Origin of the sequence: Herbaspirillum sp. NPDC101396, assembly GCF_044767365.1 — a bacterium.
In the GTDB taxonomy this organism is placed as follows: domain Bacteria; phylum Pseudomonadota; class Gammaproteobacteria; order Burkholderiales; family Burkholderiaceae_D; genus Herbaspirillum.
On sequence record NZ_JBIWNT010000002.1, the window covers coordinates 585,082 to 602,965 of the forward strand.

Annotated in this window: 18 protein-coding genes; 9 read left to right on the forward strand and 9 right to left on the reverse strand. The window is 61.8% G+C overall.

What is annotated here, in order from left to right; translation table 11 throughout:
* Positions 1-27: 27 nt before the first annotated feature.
* On the reverse strand, positions 28-2,685 hold the full coding sequence (gene leuS / locus ACIROY_RS07735; RefSeq protein WP_402274131.1) for a leucine--tRNA ligase: 2,658 nt from the start codon (positions 2,683-2,685) through the stop codon (positions 28-30).
* 159 nt (positions 2,686-2,844) lie between these two features.
* Entirely contained in the window at positions 2,845-3,495 is a 651-nt protein-coding gene (locus tag ACIROY_RS07740; RefSeq protein ID WP_402274134.1) for a DUF1120 domain-containing protein, read from the reverse strand.
* Between the two features lie 264 nt (positions 3,496-3,759).
* Between ACIROY_RS07740 and ACIROY_RS07745 the strand changes: the two genes are divergently transcribed.
* From ACIROY_RS07745 to ACIROY_RS07770, 6 genes are all read left to right on the forward strand, one after another.
* A complete protein-coding gene (locus ACIROY_RS07745; RefSeq protein WP_402341000.1) occupies positions 3,760-4,770 on the forward strand; it encodes a LacI family DNA-binding transcriptional regulator in 1,011 nt (336 codons plus the stop codon).
* Between the two features lie 97 nt (positions 4,771-4,867).
* Positions 4,868-5,857 carry an ABC transporter substrate-binding protein gene (locus ACIROY_RS07750; RefSeq protein WP_402274952.1) on the forward strand — a complete coding sequence of 330 codons (990 nt, stop codon included), beginning with the start codon at positions 4,868-4,870 and terminating at the stop codon, positions 5,855-5,857.
* 2 nt (positions 5,858-5,859) lie between these two features.
* The gene (locus ACIROY_RS07755) at positions 5,860-6,714 is read left to right on the forward strand and encodes an ABC transporter permease (protein WP_402341003.1); all 855 of its coding nucleotides are present in this window, start codon (positions 5,860-5,862) and stop codon (positions 6,712-6,714) included.
* Between the two features lie 13 nt (positions 6,715-6,727).
* On the forward strand, positions 6,728-7,531 hold the full coding sequence (locus ACIROY_RS07760; RefSeq protein ID WP_402341006.1) for an ABC transporter permease: 804 nt from the start codon (positions 6,728-6,730) through the stop codon (positions 7,529-7,531).
* Positions 7,528-8,622, forward strand: coding sequence for an ABC transporter ATP-binding protein (locus ACIROY_RS07765; protein WP_402341009.1), 1,095 nt, complete (start codon positions 7,528-7,530; stop codon positions 8,620-8,622). The genes ACIROY_RS07760 and ACIROY_RS07765 overlap by 4 nt, the downstream gene beginning before the upstream one ends.
* Positions 8,619-9,443 (forward strand): phosphodiesterase, encoded by an 825-nt coding sequence (locus ACIROY_RS07770; protein ID WP_402341012.1) that lies wholly within the window; start codon positions 8,619-8,621, stop codon positions 9,441-9,443. Before ACIROY_RS07765 ends, ACIROY_RS07770 begins: the two co-directional genes overlap by 4 nt.
* A gap of 88 nt (positions 9,444-9,531) precedes the next feature.
* Here the strand turns inward: ACIROY_RS07770 and ACIROY_RS07775 are convergent, their stop codons facing one another.
* The 5 genes from ACIROY_RS07775 to ACIROY_RS07795 form a co-directional block, all read right to left on the reverse strand.
* Positions 9,532-9,858 (reverse strand): barstar family protein, encoded by a 327-nt coding sequence (locus ACIROY_RS07775; protein WP_402341015.1) that lies wholly within the window; start codon positions 9,856-9,858, stop codon positions 9,532-9,534.
* 2 nt (positions 9,859-9,860) lie between these two features.
* A complete protein-coding gene (locus ACIROY_RS07780; RefSeq protein ID WP_402341017.1) occupies positions 9,861-10,301 on the reverse strand; it encodes an ExbD/TolR family protein in 441 nt (146 codons plus the stop codon).
* On the reverse strand, positions 10,298-10,990 hold the full coding sequence (locus ACIROY_RS07785; protein WP_402341020.1) for a MotA/TolQ/ExbB proton channel family protein: 693 nt from the start codon (positions 10,988-10,990) through the stop codon (positions 10,298-10,300). Before ACIROY_RS07785 ends, ACIROY_RS07780 begins: the two co-directional genes overlap by 4 nt.
* Before the next feature lie 105 nt (positions 10,991-11,095).
* Complete coding sequence (gene dapB / locus ACIROY_RS07790) at positions 11,096-11,902, reverse strand: 4-hydroxy-tetrahydrodipicolinate reductase (protein ID WP_402341023.1); 807 nt, start codon at positions 11,900-11,902, stop codon at positions 11,096-11,098.
* A gap of 52 nt (positions 11,903-11,954) precedes the next feature.
* Complete coding sequence (locus tag ACIROY_RS07795) at positions 11,955-12,467, reverse strand: outer membrane protein assembly factor BamE (protein ID WP_402274955.1); 513 nt, start codon at positions 12,465-12,467, stop codon at positions 11,955-11,957.
* 80 nt (positions 12,468-12,547) lie between these two features.
* Here ACIROY_RS07795 and fur point away from each other — a divergent pair, with 80 nt between their 5' ends.
* On the forward strand, positions 12,548-12,973 hold the full coding sequence (fur, locus tag ACIROY_RS07800; protein ID WP_029362949.1) for a ferric iron uptake transcriptional regulator: 426 nt from the start codon (positions 12,548-12,550) through the stop codon (positions 12,971-12,973).
* A gap of 166 nt (positions 12,974-13,139) precedes the next feature.
* Here fur and hrcA read toward each other — a convergent pair whose 3' ends face one another.
* Positions 13,140-14,186, reverse strand: a complete 1,047-nt coding sequence (gene hrcA, locus ACIROY_RS07805) for a heat-inducible transcriptional repressor HrcA (protein WP_402274160.1) — start codon at positions 14,184-14,186, stop codon at positions 13,140-13,142.
* Between the two features lie 66 nt (positions 14,187-14,252).
* On the reverse strand, positions 14,253-14,942 hold the full coding sequence (locus ACIROY_RS07810; protein ID WP_402274163.1) for an HAD family hydrolase: 690 nt from the start codon (positions 14,940-14,942) through the stop codon (positions 14,253-14,255).
* Positions 14,943-15,214: 272 nt separating this feature from the next.
* Between ACIROY_RS07810 and ACIROY_RS07815 the strand changes: the two genes are divergently transcribed.
* Positions 15,215-16,132 carry an NAD kinase gene (locus ACIROY_RS07815; protein WP_402274165.1) on the forward strand — a complete coding sequence of 306 codons (918 nt, stop codon included), beginning with the start codon at positions 15,215-15,217 and terminating at the stop codon, positions 16,130-16,132.
* Positions 16,133-16,230: 98 nt separating this feature from the next.
* On the forward strand, positions 16,231-17,877 hold the full coding sequence (gene recN / locus ACIROY_RS07820; RefSeq protein WP_402341026.1) for a DNA repair protein RecN: 1,647 nt from the start codon (positions 16,231-16,233) through the stop codon (positions 17,875-17,877).
* The last annotated feature ends 7 nt before the right edge of the window (positions 17,878-17,884 follow it).

Here is a 17,884-nt window from a genome sequence, read left to right on the forward strand (position 1 = left end):
GTGGTCAGGTTCGTGAGCGAAAATTTACTAGGCAACGATGTTGATCAGCTTGCCGGGGACGACGATGACTTTCTTCGGTGCGCCGGTCAGGAATTTCTGCACGCTCTCATTGGCCAGCGCGGCTGCTTCGATGCTGGCCTTATCGGCGTCCTTGGCGACGGTGATGCTGCCGCGCAGCTTGCCGTTGACCTGGATCATCATTTCGATCTCGCTCTGCTCCAGCGCGGCGGCGTCGACTTGCGGCCAGTCGGCGTCGAGGATGTCGCCGTGCTGCTTGGCGAAGCCCAGTTCCTGCCACAGCGCATGGGTGATGTGCGGCGTGATCGGGTTGAGGATGCGCAGGAAGATCGAGGTGCATTCGGCCAGCACGGCGTTGGCCACCGGGCTGTCTTCCAGCTTGGCGGCTTCGAGCGTGTTGAGCATCTTCATGCAGGCCGATACGACCGTGTTGTACTGGATGCGTTTCAGGTCGTGATCGGCCTGTTGCAGCACCTTGTGCACTTCGCGGCGCAGCGTCTTCAAAGCATCGTTCAGTTGAGCAGCATCAACCGCGCCGGCGCCTGCAATGCGCGCAGCGTTGTTGTAAGCGAACGCCCACACGCGGCGCAGGAAGCGGTTGGCGCCTTCGACGCCGGTGCCGGACCATTCCAATGTCTGCTCCGGTGGCGACGCGAACATGGTGAACAGGCGCGCGGTGTCGGCGCCGTACTGGTCGATCTGGGCTTGCGGGTCGATGCCGTTTTTCTTGGATTTCGACATTTTCTCGGTGCCGCCGATGATTACCGGCTGACCGTCTTCCTTGAGAATCGCGGAGGTCGGACGTCCCTTGTCATCAAGTGTCAACTCTACGTCGGTCGGATTGATCCAGATTGTTTTTCCGGTGGTGTCTTCCCGATAGTAAGTTTCGTTGAGCACCATGCCTTGCGTGAGCAGATTGGTAAACGGTTCGTCGAACTTGACCAGGCCGAAGTCGCGCATGACCTTGGTCCAGAAGCGCGCGTACAGCAAGTGCAGCACGGCGTGCTCGATGCCGCCGATGTACTGGTCCATCGGCATCCAGTAATCGTTGCGCGAATCGACCATGGCGTCGTTGCCGCCGTTGGAAGCTGCGGGCGAGGTATAGCGCATGAAATACCATGATGAATCGACGAAGGTGTCCATCGTGTCGGTTTCACGGCGCGCCGGCTTGCCGCATTGCGGGCAGTCGACGTGCAGGAATTTTTCATGCTTGTTGAGCGGGTTGCCGCTGCCGTCCGGCACGCAGTCTTCCGGCAGCACTACCGGCAGGTCTTTTTCCGGCACCGGCACGTCGCCGCAATCGGCGCAGTGGATGATCGGGATCGGCGTGCCCCAGTAGCGCTGGCGCGAAATGCCCCAGTCGCGCAGGCGGAAGGTGACTTTCTTTTCGCCCAGGCCCTTGGCGGCCAGATCGGCGGCGACCGCATCGACGGCGGCCTGATAGCCGAGGCCGTCGTAGTTGCCGGAGTCGACGGTCTTGCCGCCTTCCTTGTCGCCGTACCATTCTTCCCACACGTCGGTGGAGTAGGTCTTGCCGTCGACAGCGACGACTTGTTTGATCGCCAAGTTGTATTTTTTTGCGAAAGCGAAGTCGCGTTCGTCATGCGCCGGCACGCCCATCACGGCGCCGTCGCCGTAGGTGATCAGCACATAGTTGCCGACCCACACTTCGACTTGCGCGCCGGTCAGCGGATGGGTGACGAACAGGCCGGTCGGCATGCCCTTCTTTTCCATCGTCGCCATGTCGGCTTCGATGACGCTGCCTTTCTTGCACTCGGCGATGAAGTCTTGCAGCGCCGGGTTGTTCTTCGCGGCGAAGGTCGCCAGCGCGTGTTCCGGCGCCACGGCGCAGAAGGTCACGCCCATGACCGTGTCGGCGCGCGTGGTGAAGACCCACAGCTTGCCGTCGTTGATCAGTTTGCCGTCGTCTTTGATGTCATGCGGGAAGGCGAAACGTACGCCGGTCGACTTGCCGATCCAGTTGGCCTGCATCAGGCGCACGCGCTCGGGCCAGCCCGGCAGTTTGGTTTCGACGTGTTCCAGCAGTTCTTCGGCGTAGTCGGTGATCTTGGCGTAGTACATCGGGATTTCACGCTTCTCGATGACCGCGCCCGAGCGCCAGCCCTTGCCGTCGATGACTTGTTCGTTGGCCAGCACGGTCTGGTCGATCGGATCCCAGTTCACGGTGCCGGTCTTCTTGTAGATGATGCCCTTCTCAAGCATCTTCAGGAACATCCACTGGTTCCACTTGTAATACTCGGGCGAGCAGGCCGTCATTTCGCGCGACCAGTCGATCGCCAGGCCCATCGACGCCATCTGCTTCTTCATGTACTCGATGTTCGAGTAAGTCCATTGCGCCGGCGGTACGCCGTTTTCCATCGCGGCGTTTTCGGCTGGCATGCCGAACGCATCCCAGCCCATCGGCATCAACACGTTGTAGCCGCTCATGCGCAGGTAGCGGTACATCACGTCGTTGATCGTGTAATTGCGGACGTGACCCATGTGCAGCTTGCCCGATGGGTAAGGCAGCATGGAGCAGGCATAGAACTTCTTCTTGTCGCGGCCGTGCTTGTCCTTGGCGTGTTCGACGGTCTTGTACGCGTCGGTCGCGATCCAGTGCTGTTGCGCGGATTGTTCTACTTCTGCTGGGCTGTATTTATCTTGCATGTCGGGTTGAGGCAAAGGAAAGATCGAAACCCGGCATTATACCGGCTCGCCAGAGGGGAGACCTAGTTCTGTATCGATGTCAATCCGGCCATGAATTGCATAGTGGAAATAACAAACCGCTCCATGCAAGAGCGGCTTCGGGGATCCGGCGCGACTGTTTCAGAGATACAGCATCTCGATGCTGATCGAGCCGTCCAGCTGGATGTCGTCGGCCAGCAGCTGGTAGGCCACGCGGCTCAGTTTGGCGCTGATGTCGAGGCCAGCCACCAGCTCGCTGAAGGCCACCGGCGTGCTCCCCGCGCCGAACGAGACCTGGCTGCCGTCCTGGCGCAGGCCGCGCAGGGCGCTGCTGCTCCAGGCGGCGCTGCCGTTGGGGCGGCCCAGGATGCCGACCGACTGCCCATCGGCGACGGCGGTGGCGAAGCGCACGGCGTAGCCGCCGATGCTCTTGCCGCGGTACAGGCCCAGGCCGAAGTTGTCGCCGGCGTCGATGCCGGGAATGTCCTTCTCACGCGTCGCTTCGCGGTTATCAACGGCCTTCACGGCGATCTTGGTGGGGCCGTCGCAGGAAATGCGCATGTCCACACGCTGCGCGGGCAGGTCCTTGAAGCGTTCCTTCAGTTGCGGGTCCGATTTGATGGTGCCGAAATCGATCACGCTATTGCCGGGAAAGCTGGCCAGGCAGGCGGAAGGGCGGATCGTGCCCTTGACCACCAGTTCTGTGGTATCGGCTGCATGGGCGCCTGCGGCTGCGCTGAACAGCGGCGACGCCAAGGCGGAAAACAAGAAACGGAGCAAAGGGGGTCTCATGAAGCCTCTCTGGATAAGCAGACTGCAGGCGGGATGGTGCGCAGACGGCAAGACCATTCTGAGGCAGAGTTCCTCGGATTTATATAAGAAAACTCTCAAAAATGACTTGTTGGCAAATTGAAATGTTTCTATTCGAATATCGAGTAGAAATCGCAGCGTCCTGCGAATCTGTTTGATGGTCATAAGCCGGTAACAATGCGCTGGCACGATGTAATCGTTTTCATGCGATTCCATCTACCTCCAGTCAGATAGTCAGCCATCATCGTGCCGCCTTCCATCAAACAAGTCGCCCTGCAAGCCGGCGTGTCCACCGCGACAGTGTCGCGCCTGCTAAACAGCCCGGCATCGGTCAGCGCCGACACGGCCGGCAAGATCAACGAGGCCATTGCCGCGCTCGGCTTTCGTCCCAATTTCAACGGCCGCAACTTGCGTGCGGGACGTTCGCGCACGGTCGGCGTGGTGGTGCCGACGCTGTCCAACACGGTATTCGCGCAATGCCTGCAAGGCATCGAACTGGCGGCGCGCGCACTCGACTACTCGGTCATGTTCACCGCCACCGAATACCGCCAGGAAGACGAAGCGGCGGCGGTCAACCTCTTGCTCAGCCATCGCGTCGACGGCGTCATCCTGACGGTGGCCGATGCCAGCGCCAGCGGCACGCTGGATGTGCTCGACCGTGAAGGCATCCCTTACGTGCTGACCTACAACCAGCCGCAGCAGGCTTCACGCCTGTCGGTCTCGGTCGACAACCGCGCCGCCGCACGTGATGCCGTGGCGCACCTGATTGCGCTCGGCCATACGCGTATTCAGATGCTCACCGGTCAATTTAACGCCTCCGACCGCGCTATCCAGCGCTACCACGGTTACCTCGACGCCATGCGAGCGCATGCGCTCACGCCGATGACGCCGATCGAAGTGCCGCGCCATACCGGACTTACCAGTGCCCATCTCCAGGCATTCGCCAACCCGCAGCAACGTCCGAGCGCCTTGTTCTGCTCCAACGACTTGCTGGCGCTGGCCGCGATGCGCGATCTGCGCGGGCTGGGTTTGCGTGTGCCGGAAGACGTCTCCGTCATGGGCTTCGACGGCATCCCGCTGGGCGAGATGATGTCGCCGGTGCTGGCCAGCGCGGTGCAGCCGTCCGAACAGATCGGCGAAGTCGCCCTGCGTACGCTGGTGGCGGCCATCGGCCAGACCGAAGGGAGCGCCGGTCCGGTCTCGCAAATACTTGCGCACACGATTCGCCACGGCGGCTCGGTGCGGCTTTTCTCCTGAGGCTTTTTTCTTCAGATTCTTTATTCGTTCACATCAACAGCAATAGAAAGGAAACGACATGCGATCACTTCCACGTTTGTCACGCATTCTCCGGGCAATGGCGGCCACTGCCGCTTTCGCGGGTCTTACTGCTTCGTTCAGCGCCGCGGCGCAAAACGTCATCTGCTACAACTGTCCGCCGGAATGGGCTGACTGGGCCACCCAGATCAAGACCATCAAGGAAAAGACCGGCATCACCGTGCCGCCCGACAACAAGAACAGCGGCCAGGCGCTGGCGCAGATCATGGCCGAGAAGGCCAGCCCGGTTGCCGACTTCACCTACGTCGGCGTGACCTTCGGCATTGAGGCGAAGAAGAACGACATCATCACTCCTTACAAGCCGGCCGGCTGGAACGACGTGCCTGCTGGCCTGAAGGATCCGGAAGGCTACTGGACCACGATTCACTCCGGCACCATGGGCCTGATGGTCAACGTTGACGCGTTGAAGGGCAAGCCGGTACCGCGTTCGTGGAATGACCTGCTCAAGCCGGAATACAAGGGCCTGATCGGCTACCTCGACCCGGCCAGCGCTTTCGTCGGCTATGTCGGTGCGGTTGCCGTGAACCAGGCATTGGGCGGCACGCTGGACAACTTCACACCGGGCATCAACTACTTCAAGGCGCTGCAAAAAAATCAACCCATTGTGCCGAAGCAGACTTCCTACGCACGCCTGATCTCGGGTGAGATCCCGATCCTGTTCGGCTACGACTTCGATGCTTACCGCGCCAAATACAAGGACAAGGCCAACGTCGCGTTCGTGATCCCGGCCGAAGGCAGCGTCACGGTTCCCTACGTTGTCAGCCTCGTGAAGAACGGCCCGAACCAGGCCAACGCCAAGAAGGTGCTGGACTTCCTGTTGTCCAACGAAGGCCAGGCCATCTGGGCCAACGCCTACCTGCGTCCGGTGCGCGCCTCGGCGATTTCGAAAGAAGCCGAAGCCCGCTTCCTGCCGGCTGCCGACTATGCCCGCGCCAAGTCGGTCGACTACGGCAAGATGGCCGACGTCCAGCGTCAGTTCAGCGAACGCTATCTCTCTGAAGTGAAGTAAACATGTCCGTGCAACTGACTCGTTCAAGTCAGCCGCACCGCAAACGTCCGGCCGGCAAGGTCTGGCTGTTTGCGGTGCCGGGCATGACGCTGTTCGCCGCGTTCTGGCTGTTGCCGATGCTGCGCCTGGTCGGCGTCGGCGCCAGCGGTCCGACCGGCGCGATGGCCTATCTGGCCGTGGTGACCAATCGCCACTATCTGTGGAGTCTGGTGTCGACGCTGCTGCTGTCGGGCGTGGTCACCGTGGCGACGCTGGCGATTTCGTCGCTGGTCGGCCTGTTCCTGCAACGCAATCACGTCCCCGGCAAGTCGCTGTTGCTGGCGATGCTGACGTTTCCGCTGGCGTTCCCGGGTGTGGTGGTCGGCTTCATGGTGATCATGCTGGCCGGACGCCAGGGATTGATCGGCGCGCTGACCGACAAGCTGTTCGGCGAGTCGCTGGTGTTCGCGTACTCGCTGGCCGGTTTGTTCGTCGGTTATCTGTATTTCTCGATTCCGCGCGTCATCCTGACCGTGATGGCCGCCGCCGAAAAGCTCGACCCTGCGCTCGAAGAAGCGGCGAGGTCGCTCGGCGCCCATCCGTTGCGCGTGTTCTTCGACGTGGTGGTGCCGGCCCTGATGCCGGCCCTGATTTCGTCGGGCGCGATCTGCTTCGCCACCAGCGTCGGCGCCTTCGGCACCGCGTTCACGCTGGCGACCAATATTGATGTCTTGCCGATGGCGATCTATAACGAATTCACCAGCTACGCCAATTTCGCCATGGCCGCCGCCTTGTCCATCGTGCTCGGCCTGATCACCTGGATCGCCCTGGCGCTGGCGCATTCGCTGTCAGGCAGCAGCGTTCCGGCCACGGCATGAAGAAGGGAACACAATGAAACACTCCCTGCGGTTTTATCTGCAACTGACGTTCACGCTGCTGGTGTGCGCCTTCCTGATCGTGCCGGTGGTGCTGTCGGTGCTTGCCGGCGTGACGGAGAACTTCTTCGTCGGCTTGTCGAGCGGCTTCACACTGCGCTGGGTCGCGCAGGTGTGGGATACCTATCAGATGACCATCTGGCGTTCCATTGCGATTGCGCTGGCTTGCCTGGTGGTGACGCTGCTGGTCGGCGTACCGCTGGCCTATATGCTGGCGCGCTACAAAGGTGGCAACAGCCGCCTGGCGCGCGTCTTCGAAGAGCTGCTGATGATGCCGGTGGCGGTGCCCGGCCTGGCCACGTCGCTTGCGCTGATCATGGCCTACGGCCAGTACCGCGCCTTCCGCGGCAGTCTGCTGTTCATCCTGGTCGGACACGTGCTGTTCACCTTGCCGTTCATGGTGCGGCCGGTGCTGGCGGTGATGCAGTCGTCGCAACTGGCGGTGCTGGAAGAAGCCGCCGCCAGCCTCGGCGCCGGTGCACGTCAGCGCTTCTTCGGCGTGGTGATCCCGAACGCCGCGTCGGGCATCCTGGCAGGTGCGCTGATGGTGGTGACCTTGTCGATCGGCGAGTTCAACATCACCTGGATGCTGCATACGCCGCTGACCATGACTTTGCCGGTCGGACTGGCCGACGCCTACGCTTCGATGCGGCTGGAAGTCGGTTCCGCCTATACCCTGATTTTTCTTTTGATGATCGTGCCGCTGCTGGTCGCCATGCAATGGGCGACCCAGACATCACGCACACGCGTACGCCTATGAACTCTTCTCTTTCCATCAAACTGCGCCAATGCGCCAAGACCTTCGGCAGCGGTAGCGGCGCGCCCGCGCTGGAGCCGATCGACCTGGAAATCCATCCCGGCGAAACACTGGTGCTGCTGGGGCCGTCCGGCTGCGGCAAGACCACCACGCTGCGGCTGATCGCCGGACTGGAATTCCCCGACGCCGGCGGCCGCGTGCTGTTCGGCGACGACGATGTCACCGACCTGCCGATTGAAAAGCGTGGTGTCGGCATGGTGTTCCAGAACTATGCGCTGTTCCCCAACATGACGGTCGGCGAGAACATTGCCTACGGCCTCAAGATCCGCAAGATGCCGGCAGCCGAACGCGCTGCGCGGATCGATACGCTGCTGGAGATGGTGCACCTGCAAGGCCTCGGCCATCGCCGCATCGACCAGCTCTCGGGCGGGCAAAAGCAGCGCGTGGCGCTGGCGCGTGCACTGGCGGTGGAGCCGCGCGTGCTGCTGCTGGACGAGCCGCTCACCGCACTCGACGCCAAGCTGCGCGAAACGCTGCGCGCCGACCTCAACCAGCTGCTGCGCAAGCTCGGCATCACGGCGATCTACGTCACCCACGACCAGGGCGAAGCGATGGCGCTGGGCGACCGCATCGTCGTGATGGAGCGCGGCAAGATCGCACAGATCGGCACGCCGCAAGATATCTACTATCGGCCGGCGTCGGAATTCGTGGCCGACTTCATCGGCACCATGAACCGCGTGAGCGGCGTGACGCGTGTCGGTCACCTGCAGATTCCGGCCGGCATTGTGCCGCTGGCGAATGCGAATGGTAATGGGAAAACGGACCAGCAGGCGACGGTGATGTTCCGTCCCGAAGACGTCGAGATCGTGCCGCTCGATACCGCCGGCGCGGAAATGTTCGGCGACGTCATGTCGACCTTTTTCATGGGCGACCGCACGCGTTTGATGGTGGACGTCGGCGCCGACATGCCGGTGATCGTCGAGACGCGCCGGCGCGGCGTCTGGCACGCCGGCGAACGCATCGGCCTGCGTGTGCCGGAACATGCGGTGATGCAATTGCCGGTGCAACATTTTTCCGGGGAGACGCGCTCATGATCCTGTGCCAGATTTCCGACCTGCACATCAAGGCGCAGGGTAAAAAATCCTATCGTGTGGTCGACACCGCCGAGAGCCTGCGGCGGTGCGTCGCGCAGGTCAACCGGCTCAAGCAGCGGCCCGATGCGGTGGTGTTCACCGGCGACCTGGTCGACTTCGGCCTGGCCGACGAGTATGCGGCCCTGCGCGAACTGCTGGCGCCGCTGGCGATGCCGTATTACCTGCTGCCCGGCAATCACGACGAGCGCGCCGCGCTGCGCCGGGCGTTCCCGGACCATGCTTACCTGCAAGGCGCGGCCGACGACGCGCGCATCGAATACGTGATCGAGGATCATCCGCTGCGGATCGTTACGCTGGACACGGTGATCCCGCGTTCCAGCAAAGGTGAACTGGCCGCTCCCAGCATGGACTGGCTGGACAAGGTGCTGAGCGAACAATCGCAGCGGCCGACCGTGATCGCCATGCATCATCCGCCGTTCACCACCGGTATCGGACACATGGACGACATCGGCCTCATCAATCCGCAACTGCTGGAGCCGGTGGTACGTCGCCATCCTCAGGTCGAGCGGGTCATCTGCGGTCATCTGCATCGGTCGATACAGGCGCGCTTCGGCGGGACGATGGCGTCAACCTGTCCGGGTGTATCGCATCAGGTGGTGCTGGACCTGGATCCGCAGGCGCCGTCGCAATTCGTGATGGAGCCGCCGGGGTTCCAGCTGCATTGGTGGGGAGAGAAGACGGGGCTGATCAGCCATACGGCTTACGTTGGTGAATTCGACGGGCCGTATCCGTTCTATGACGGTGATCAGTTGATCGATTGAATTTGCTTAGAGCCTGTTCTCGATCTGTAGCAAGAGGCCGCCAGCCGGCGCCTGGTCACGGCCTCGCAGTAAGATCGAGAACAGGTTCTCAGAGCAGCGCCAGCTTGAGCGTGGCGGTTTCGTCGTAGTCTTCACAGCGTTCGTTGATCATGGCGACGCAGAATTGCAGTTCTTCCACGATGTCCGGCGCGGCGGCGCGCAGCTTGTCGCTGTGCTGGACTTCAATGGTCAGCACTTCGTTTTCCTTGAGCACGAACTTGCTCATGCCGTCGTCGTCGCGCAAATAGCTCAGGCAATCGACCCAGGCGTTCATGTTGCTGCCGTAAAAATCGGGGAAGCCGAACACACTTGCGCATTGGCGGTGGAAACTGTCCCAGTCGGTGATGAGTTCGCCGTTCAGGCGTGCTGTTGCCATGATTACTTCTTCTCTGTACTGGTTGTATCTGGTTTTGGATCGGTTACAAAACCGAGCTTGTTCACACCGTTGTTCTGCGCCGCCGACATCACGTCTGCAATCACTTCATAACGGGTCGCCTTGTCGGCGCGCAGCTGTACTTCCGGCTGCGGCTGCTTGCCTGCGGCATCGGCCATGCGCCGCGTCAATTCTTCCAGCGTGACCGGCTGGTCCTGCCAATACAGCTTGCCGGCGGCGTCGATGGCGACGCTGACGGTTTGTGGTTTTTCCGGTGCCGGCGCCGATTTCGCGGTCGGCAGATCGAGCTGCAGCGAATGCGTAAACAGCGGCGCCGAGAGGATGAAGATCACCAGCAGCACCAGCATCACGTCGACCATCGGCGTGACGTTGATCTCGGCCATCGGGCCGGCCTGGTGGTTGTCGTTGAAGCCGCCGAAACTCATGCTTCCCCCTTGCCGACGCGTTCGCCGGTGGTGAGGTAGGCGTGCAGGTCGTGTGCGAAGCCGTCGAGTTCGGCCAGCGTCAGCCGGTTGATGCGTGTAAAGGCGTTGTAGGCCAGCACGGCGGGAATCGCCACCACCAGCCCCAGCGCAGTCATGATCAGCGCTTCGCCGACCGGACCGGCGACCTTGTCGATCTGCACCGTGCCGCTGGCCGAGACCGCCGCCAGCGCGTGGTAGATGCCCCAGACGGTGCCGAACAGGCCGACGAACGGCGCAGTCGAACCGACCGAAGCCAGCAGCGTCAGGCCACGCTCCAGCCGCGCCGAGACACGGTTGATTTCACGCCGCAGCGTGCGCGTGATCAGTTCGCCTGGATCGGTGGCGGCATTGAGGGAGGGAGTGCTTTGTTTGGACGAGATGCCCGCGGCTTCGGAGGATCGTTGCGCCAGCGGAGTAAAAATTTCTTCGCTGTCGACAGTGCGCATGACGGCAATGGCGTCGGTCAGCGTGGGCGCTTTCCAGAAACCGTCGAGGGCATTGCTGCCGCGCCGGATGCGCCACGAACTCCAGGTCTTGGAAAGAATGTAGTACCAGCTGGCGACGGACATCAGCAGCAGGACATACGCGACAGCGTGCGAAACGGCATCGCCTTGCGCCCAGTAATGAGCGAATCCAACGGTTTGTTCCATATCGTGTTCTCTTGGTTGGAAGCAGAAAGAATAAATGGCAATCCGTTGGAGCGCGCATCCGCAAAAAGATTCGCTGCATCCGTTGCCAGATGCAGCGATGGATGCTTACTTCAGTCCGAGCACGTCCTGCATGTCGTACAGGCCGGTCTTCTTGTCGGCCAGGAAACGTGCGGCGCGCAGGCTGCCGTGGGCGTAGGTGACGCGGCTCGAGGATTTATGCGTGATTTCGATGCGCTCGCCGATGCCGGCAAACAGCACGGTGTGGTCGCCGACGATGTCGCCGCCACGGATGGCGGAAAAGCCGATCGACGACGGGTCGCGCTCGCCGGTGATGCCTTCGCGGGCGTAGACGGCGACGTCGTCGAGCTTGACGCCGATGGCGTCGGCGATGACTTCACCCATTTTCAGGGCGGTGCCGGACGGCGCGTCGACCTTGTGGCGATGATGCGCTTCGATGATTTCGATGTCGTAGCCGTGCGAGAAGCTCTTGGCAGCCATTTCCAGCAGCTTGAGCGTGACGTTGACGCCGATGCTCATGTTGGGAGCGAGCATGATGGCGGTCTTTTCCGCGGCGGCGGCGATGGCGCTCTTGGCGTCCTGTTCCAGGCCGGTGGTGCCGATGACCATCTTGACGCCATGCGCGGCGCAGTATTCGGCGTGCTTCAGAGTGCCTTCGGGACGTGTGAAGTCGATCAGGACATCGGCGTTGGCAAGGCCTTTGGCCAGGTCGGATTCAATCGCGACGTTGGCAGGTTTGCCGAGGAACGATGCGGCGTCGCTGCCGATGCTGGGCGAACCCGGCACGTCCAGGGCGCCGGCCAACACCATGTCGTCGGCGTTTTGGATGGCTTCGATCAGCATGCGGCCCATACGGCCGGATGCGCCGGCGACGGCGATTTTCAATACGCTCATAATGCTTTTGCTTGTAGTTGCGAGTATTGCCAGAACTTGCGTGGTGGCGTGGTTACTTGGCGGAGGACGGCGGCGTCGTGTTGGTCGGCGCGTCCGACAGTTCCGGCATGGCGCCCTTCTTGGAACCGGCGATCAGGGACAGGTATTCCTGCTCGGTGGGCAGGTCGTTGCCGCCTTCGTAGCGTTCCATCAGGTTGTCCTTGAAGAACACCGATACGCGGCTGCTCATCAGTTCGCCGTTGCCCTTGGCCAGGCGGAATTCATAGTCCCAGCGGTCCGAGTGGAACATGTCGGCCAGCAGCGGCGTGCCGAGCACGAAGCGCACTTGCTCGCGGGTCATGCCCGGCTTCAGTTGCGCGACCATCTCCTTGGAGACGAAGTTGCCTTGCTGGATATCGATGCGATAAGGCTTGAGGAAGCCGAACAGGCTGCTGCTCTTCGAAACCTGCACGCCGGTCGCGTCGGGCGCTGCTGCGCCTTCCACCGGTTTTTTGGATGCACAGCCGGACAGCAGGGTGCTCAGGGCGATCAGCGCCAGAGCGGTAGTACGGTAGGAAGGCAACATTCGCATAAAGATTTCAATTGGTTGAGCAATTGTGCTAAAACGCTATATGATAAAGCAGATAACCCGATTTTTACTGAAACATGCCTAATAATCCATCCGAACTGAAAGCCAGCGGCCTCAAGGCTACTTTGCCGCGTCTGAAAATCCTGGAAATCTTCCAAAACACCGAGGTGCGTCACCTCAGTGCGGAAGACGTCTACAAAATGCTGCTGGCGGACAATCTGGATGTCGGCCTGGCCACGGTCTACCGCGTGCTCACGCAGTTCGAGCAAGCCGGCCTGCTGCAGCGCAATCACTTTGAAACCGGCAAGGCCGTGTTCGAGCTCAACGAAGGCTCGCACCATGACCATCTGGTTTGCCTGGATTGCGGCAAGGTCGAGGAGTTCTTCGACGCCGAAATCGAGAAGCGTCAGCTCAAGATTGCCCAAGAGCACGGTTTCGAGATCGCTGATCATGCGCTGGCCTTGTACGGTCATTGCAAGGATTGCCGCAAAACAAAGAAATAAGCATTCATCCCGGCCCGATTCAATCCGGGCCCTGTTTGCAAAAAAGCCATCCCGCTGTCGCCGGATGGCTTTTTTATTGCCGCTGCGATGATGAGCGCCGGCGCTGTAAAGAAGGGTAAGCGATGTGCAACAGTTGGCCGCAGCTGCCAGTTCTGTTTGGCCCGGCTCAGCTGTTGTTGCCGCTGAGCGCGCTCGACAGCAGCTTGGCGGTGATATCGACGATCGGGATCACGCGTTCGTACGCCATGCGCGTCGGACCGATCACGCCCAGCGTGCCGACGATCTTGCCGTTGACTTCATACGGCGCGGTGACGATGCTCATGTCGTCCATCGGCACCAGTTGCGATTCGCCGCCGATGAAGATCTGCACGCCGGTGGCCTTGCTCGATACGTCCAGCAACTGCATCAGGCTGGTCTTCTGTTCGAACATGTCGAACAGTTTGCGCAGCGAGGTCATGTTCGACGACAGGTCGGAGACGCTCAGCAGATTGCGCTCACCTGAAATCACCACGTTGTCGGATTCGTCCGCCATGGCATCGCTGCCAGCTTCGACGGCGGCCTGCATCAGGCTGGTCATGTCGTCGCGCAGCTGGCGCAGTTCGTTTTGCAGGCGCAGGCGGACTTCGTCGAAGCCGAGACCGCCGTAGTGTTGGTTGATGTAATTGGCCGCCTGCACCAGTTGCGAAGGCGTGTAGTCGACCTCCGTCAGCAGCAGGCGATTCTGCACGTCGCCGCCGGGACCGACGATGACCAGCAGGATGCGCTTTTCGGACAGGCGCAGGAATTCGATCTGCTTGAAGATCGATTCGCGCTTCGGCGTCATCACCACGCCGGCAAATTGCGACAGCGACGACAGCACCTGCGCCGCATTGGAAATGATCTTTTGCGGCGAGTTGATCTGTGAGCGCGATTGCAGTTTGGTTCCCAGCGCCGCTTCATCGAAAGCGCCAAGGGCATCGGTCGATTCGATCGTCAGCAGCGTGTCGACGAACACGCGGTAACCGCGTGGCGTCGGAATGCGTCCGGCGGAGGTGTGCGGACTGGCGACGAAGCCCATTTCCTCGAGGTCGGCCATGACGTTGCGGATGGTCGCCGGCGACAGTTCCAGTCCCGAAATCTTGGAGAGCGCGCGCGAGCCGACCGGCTGGCCGTCGGCGATGTACCGTTCGACCAGGGCTTTGAGCAGGGTTTGAGCGCGATTATCTAGTTGCATGTCTTCATTCTAACGAGACGGGGCCAAGCGTGCCAACATCCCGCCATATATATCTGTCCCCGCACACTATGACGCCAGCCAGTGCGCCAATTCGTTCAGATCGGTGCATACCGCATCGGGCCGGACGTGATCCGGCAACGCGCGTTGGAAACGGTTCATCCAGACGGCGCGCAAGCCGGCTTGCTGGGCGCCAAGCACGTCCAGCGTGAGGTCGTCGCCGACGTAGACGGTGTGTTCCGGCGCCACGCCGAGCGCCGTACAGGCGGCGTGGAAGATGGCCGGATCGGGTTTGGCTGTGCCGAATTGGTGGGCAGCGATGGAGATTTCAAAATGCTCGGCCAGGCCGATGCGCGCCAGATCGGCGAATCCGTTGGACACGGTGCCCAGTTTCAGGCGCGGCTTCAGCTGCTGCAGAGCGGGGACGACGTCGTCAAAGGGCGTAACGGCATTACGGCCGGTGGTGAAAATTTCCATGGCGGGGTCGGCCAGCGCCGGGTCTTCGCCATGCTCGGCCAGCACCGCCGTCAGCGCCGCATGGCGCAACGCCCACAGGTTGATCTTGTAGGCCGGATCGGTCTGCGCCAACAGCTGCCGACGCGCGCGCAGGCTGAGAATGCTCTCGCGTTGCACCACGCCCGGCGCATGCTGGGTCAGCCATTCGTACAGCCGGGTTTCGGCAAGATGCAGCACCGGCTCGATCGCCCACAGCGTATCGTCGAGGTCGAACAGGACTGCCTGGATGTTGGTTTTGTTCATGAAATCGGTTCAGAGTAGTCTGGGGCCTGTTAACAATGAATTTGCGAGGTGCGTTTCAGCCAGCAGTGTGCTGGCAAGCCATGCAACGCGGCCAGTGCACTGCCTGGCTGAAACCCTCCGGTAACGGCTGCAGGCGTCGCCTGCCGTTGTTGCCGCTCCTTGCCATAGCACCGCTATGTCGCGTCGCTGCGCCTGGGCAGTCAACGCCTGCCGCGCGTTCGCACTCGCAAATTCATTGTTAACAGGCCCCGAATTATGCTTTAATCCGCAGCATGTGGCCCATCAAATTACCCGTGCAGGCGGCAACGCCTAAAACCATCGCAATCGTCGGCAAATATCATGCCGCCGGCATCGCGCAGTCCCTTTCCGACATCGCCGCCTTCCTGGAGGCGCATGGTCACACCATCGTGTTCGAAGCCGAGACCGCGCAGAACATCGCGCTGGAAGGCTATGACGCCATGTCGCCGGAACAGATCGGCCAGTTCGCCGACGCCGCCATCGTGGTCGGCGGCGACGGCACCATGCTCGGCATCGCACGTCAGCTGGCGCCGTTCAATGTGCCGCTGATCGGGATCAATCAGGGGCGGTTGGGGTTCATGACGGATATTTCGCTAGACCGCATGATACCGGTATTGGCCGACATGCTGGACGGCAAGGTCGACGTCGAGACCCGTTCGCTGCTCGAAGCCACGGTATTCCGCGACGGCGAGCAGATTTTCAATGCGCTTGCGTTCAATGACGTGGTGGTCGCGCGCGGCGCCTCGTCCGGCATGGTCGAACTGACCGTGGAAGTGGACGGTCGCTTCATGTACAACCAGCGCTCCGACGGCCTGATCGTGGCCACGCCGACCGGCTCGACCGCGTACGCCTTGTCGGCCGGCGGACCGATCCTGCATCCGAGCCTGCACGGCATCGTGCTGGTGCCGATTGCGCCGCATGCCCTGTCGAACCGTCCGATCGTGATTCCGGATTCCTGCGAGATTTCGATCCAGGTCGTCAACGGCCGCGACATCAGCGCCAACTTCGACATGCAGTCGCTGACCAGCCTGTCGCACGGCGATCGCATCGTGATCCGGCGCTCGGCGCACAAGATCACCTTCCTGCATCCGGAAGGCTGGAGCTACTACGACACCTTGCGGCAAAAGCTGCACTGGAACGAATACCCATCGGTTGAAGGCCGCCTGCAATAAGCCCACGCTCAGTAGAATAGGCGACAATAAGCGCCTCGGGCGTCTTCTCATCAGGAAAGACGCCGCCGATATTGATAAAACACCAATTTCACCATCCCATGCTGCGTACCCTCTCGATTCGTGATTTCGTTATCGTCGATGCCATCGAACTTGAGTTCGCTCCCGGATTTTCCGTCTTCACCGGCGAAACCGGCGCCGGCAAATCCATCCTGATCGACGCTCTGGCGCTGGCATTGGGCGGCCGTGGCGATGCCAGCGTGGTGCGCGAAGGCGCGGCCAAGGCCGACATCACGGCCGATTTCAGCGCCGGCCCCGATGTTGCCGCCTGGCTTGAAGCGCATGAGTTTTCGGAAGAGGATGGCGGCGTGCTGCTGCGCCGAGTGATCGACAACGCCGGTCGCTCCAAAGCCTTCATCAACGGTATCGCCGCCACCGCGACGCAATTGCGCGAACTCGGCGAACTACTGGTCGACATCCACGGCCAGCATGCGCATCAGTCGCTGCTCAAGGCCGACGCGCAGCGCCAGTTGCTGGACAGCCAGGCAGGCTTGCTGGACGAGGCCAAAGCCGTCGCCGCCGCTTACAAGACGTGGCGCGCCCTGGCGAAACAGCGTGAAGAATTCGAAGTCAACGCCAAGAATGTCCTGCTCGAGCGCGAACGCCTCGAATGGCAGGTCAGCGAGCTTGAAAAGCTGGCCGTCAAGCCGGGCGAGTGGAGCGATATCAGCAACGAACACAGTCGCCTGTCGCATGCCGCCAGCTTGATCGATGGCGCGCAGGAAGCGTTGAATGCGATCTCCGAATCGGAGTCGCCGATCCTGTCGCAACTGTCGTCGCTGACGCAGAAGCTGGGCAAGCTGACCGACGTCGACGCCGCGCTCAAGCCGGTCATGGATGCGCTGGAGCCGGCGCAAATCCAGCTGCAGGAAGCGGTCTATGCGCTCAACGATTACCTGGGCCGGGTTGAGCTCGATCCGGCGCGTTTGCGGCAGGTGGATGGGCGGATGGAAGCAATCCACTCCACTGCGCGCAAATTCCGCCTGGCGCCGGACGACTTGCCGCAGGAGCACGCCAAGCTGGCGGAAGAATTGAAGCAACTGGCCGATGCCAGCGACCTTGACGCCTTGCGCGCGCAAGAAGCAAAACTACAGGCCGCCTACACCGGCGCCGCGCAGAAATTGTCGAAGGGCCGCGCCAAAGCCGCCAAGGCGCTGGGTGAAGCGGTCACCGCCGCGATGCAGGATCTGAGCATGTCGGGCGGACGTTTCGCCATCGCGCTGGAAGGCTGTGAACCGGCGGCTTACGGCGTCGAACAGGTGGAATTCCTGGTGGCGGGCCACGCCGGCGTGGCGCCGCGGCCGTTGGCGAAAGTCGCCTCCGGCGGCGAACTGGCGCGCATCGCCTTGGCGATTTCGGTGATCGCGTCGAGCTCGACGGCGACGCCGACATTGATCTTCGACGAAGTCGACAGCGGCATCGGCGGTGGTGTGGCCGAAGTGGTCGGCCGCCTGTTGAAGCGCCTCGGCCAGGATCGCCAGGTCTTGTGCGTGACGCACTTGCCGCAAGTCGCCAGCCAAGGCAACCAGCACTTCCAGGTCAGCAAGCGCAACGACGCCGGCAAGACCGTATCGCAGATCGAAGCGCTCGACGCCAAGTCGCGCGTGGAAGAAATCGCGCGCATGCTGGGCGGCCTGGAAATCACCGCGACCACCCGCAAGCACGCACGCGAGCTGCTGGCGCTGTAACGCCCCG

Coding starts and splice junctions, on each gene's coding strand:
- leuS (WP_402274131.1), bottom strand. CDS start 2,685: ATGCAAGATAAATACAGCCCAGCAGAAGTAGAACAATCCGCGCAACAG.
- ACIROY_RS07740 (WP_402274134.1), bottom strand. CDS start 3,495: ATGAGACCCCCTTTGCTCCGTTTCTTGTTTTCCGCCTTGGCGTCGCCG.
- ACIROY_RS07750 (WP_402274952.1), top strand. CDS start 4,868: ATGGCGGCCACTGCCGCTTTCGCGGGTCTTACTGCTTCGTTCAGCGCC.
- ACIROY_RS07755 (WP_402341003.1), top strand. CDS start 5,860: ATGTCCGTGCAACTGACTCGTTCAAGTCAGCCGCACCGCAAACGTCCG.
- ACIROY_RS07760 (WP_402341006.1), top strand. CDS start 6,728: ATGAAACACTCCCTGCGGTTTTATCTGCAACTGACGTTCACGCTGCTG.
- ACIROY_RS07765 (WP_402341009.1), top strand. CDS start 7,528: ATGAACTCTTCTCTTTCCATCAAACTGCGCCAATGCGCCAAGACCTTC.
- ACIROY_RS07770 (WP_402341012.1), top strand. CDS start 8,619: ATGATCCTGTGCCAGATTTCCGACCTGCACATCAAGGCGCAGGGTAAA.
- ACIROY_RS07775 (WP_402341015.1), bottom strand. CDS start 9,858: ATGGCAACAGCACGCCTGAACGGCGAACTCATCACCGACTGGGACAGT.
- ACIROY_RS07780 (WP_402341017.1), bottom strand. CDS start 10,301: ATGAGTTTCGGCGGCTTCAACGACAACCACCAGGCCGGCCCGATGGCC.
- ACIROY_RS07785 (WP_402341020.1), bottom strand. CDS start 10,990: ATGGAACAAACCGTTGGATTCGCTCATTACTGGGCGCAAGGCGATGCC.
- dapB (WP_402341023.1), bottom strand. CDS start 11,902: ATGAGCGTATTGAAAATCGCCGTCGCCGGCGCATCCGGCCGTATGGGC.
- ACIROY_RS07795 (WP_402274955.1), bottom strand. CDS start 12,467: ATGTTGCCTTCCTACCGTACTACCGCTCTGGCGCTGATCGCCCTGAGC.
- fur (WP_029362949.1), top strand. CDS start 12,548: ATGCCTAATAATCCATCCGAACTGAAAGCCAGCGGCCTCAAGGCTACT.
- hrcA (WP_402274160.1), bottom strand. CDS start 14,186: ATGCAACTAGATAATCGCGCTCAAACCCTGCTCAAAGCCCTGGTCGAA.
- ACIROY_RS07810 (WP_402274163.1), bottom strand. CDS start 14,942: ATGAACAAAACCAACATCCAGGCAGTCCTGTTCGACCTCGACGATACG.
- ACIROY_RS07815 (WP_402274165.1), top strand. CDS start 15,215: ATGTGGCCCATCAAATTACCCGTGCAGGCGGCAACGCCTAAAACCATC.
- recN (WP_402341026.1), top strand. CDS start 16,231: ATGCTGCGTACCCTCTCGATTCGTGATTTCGTTATCGTCGATGCCATC.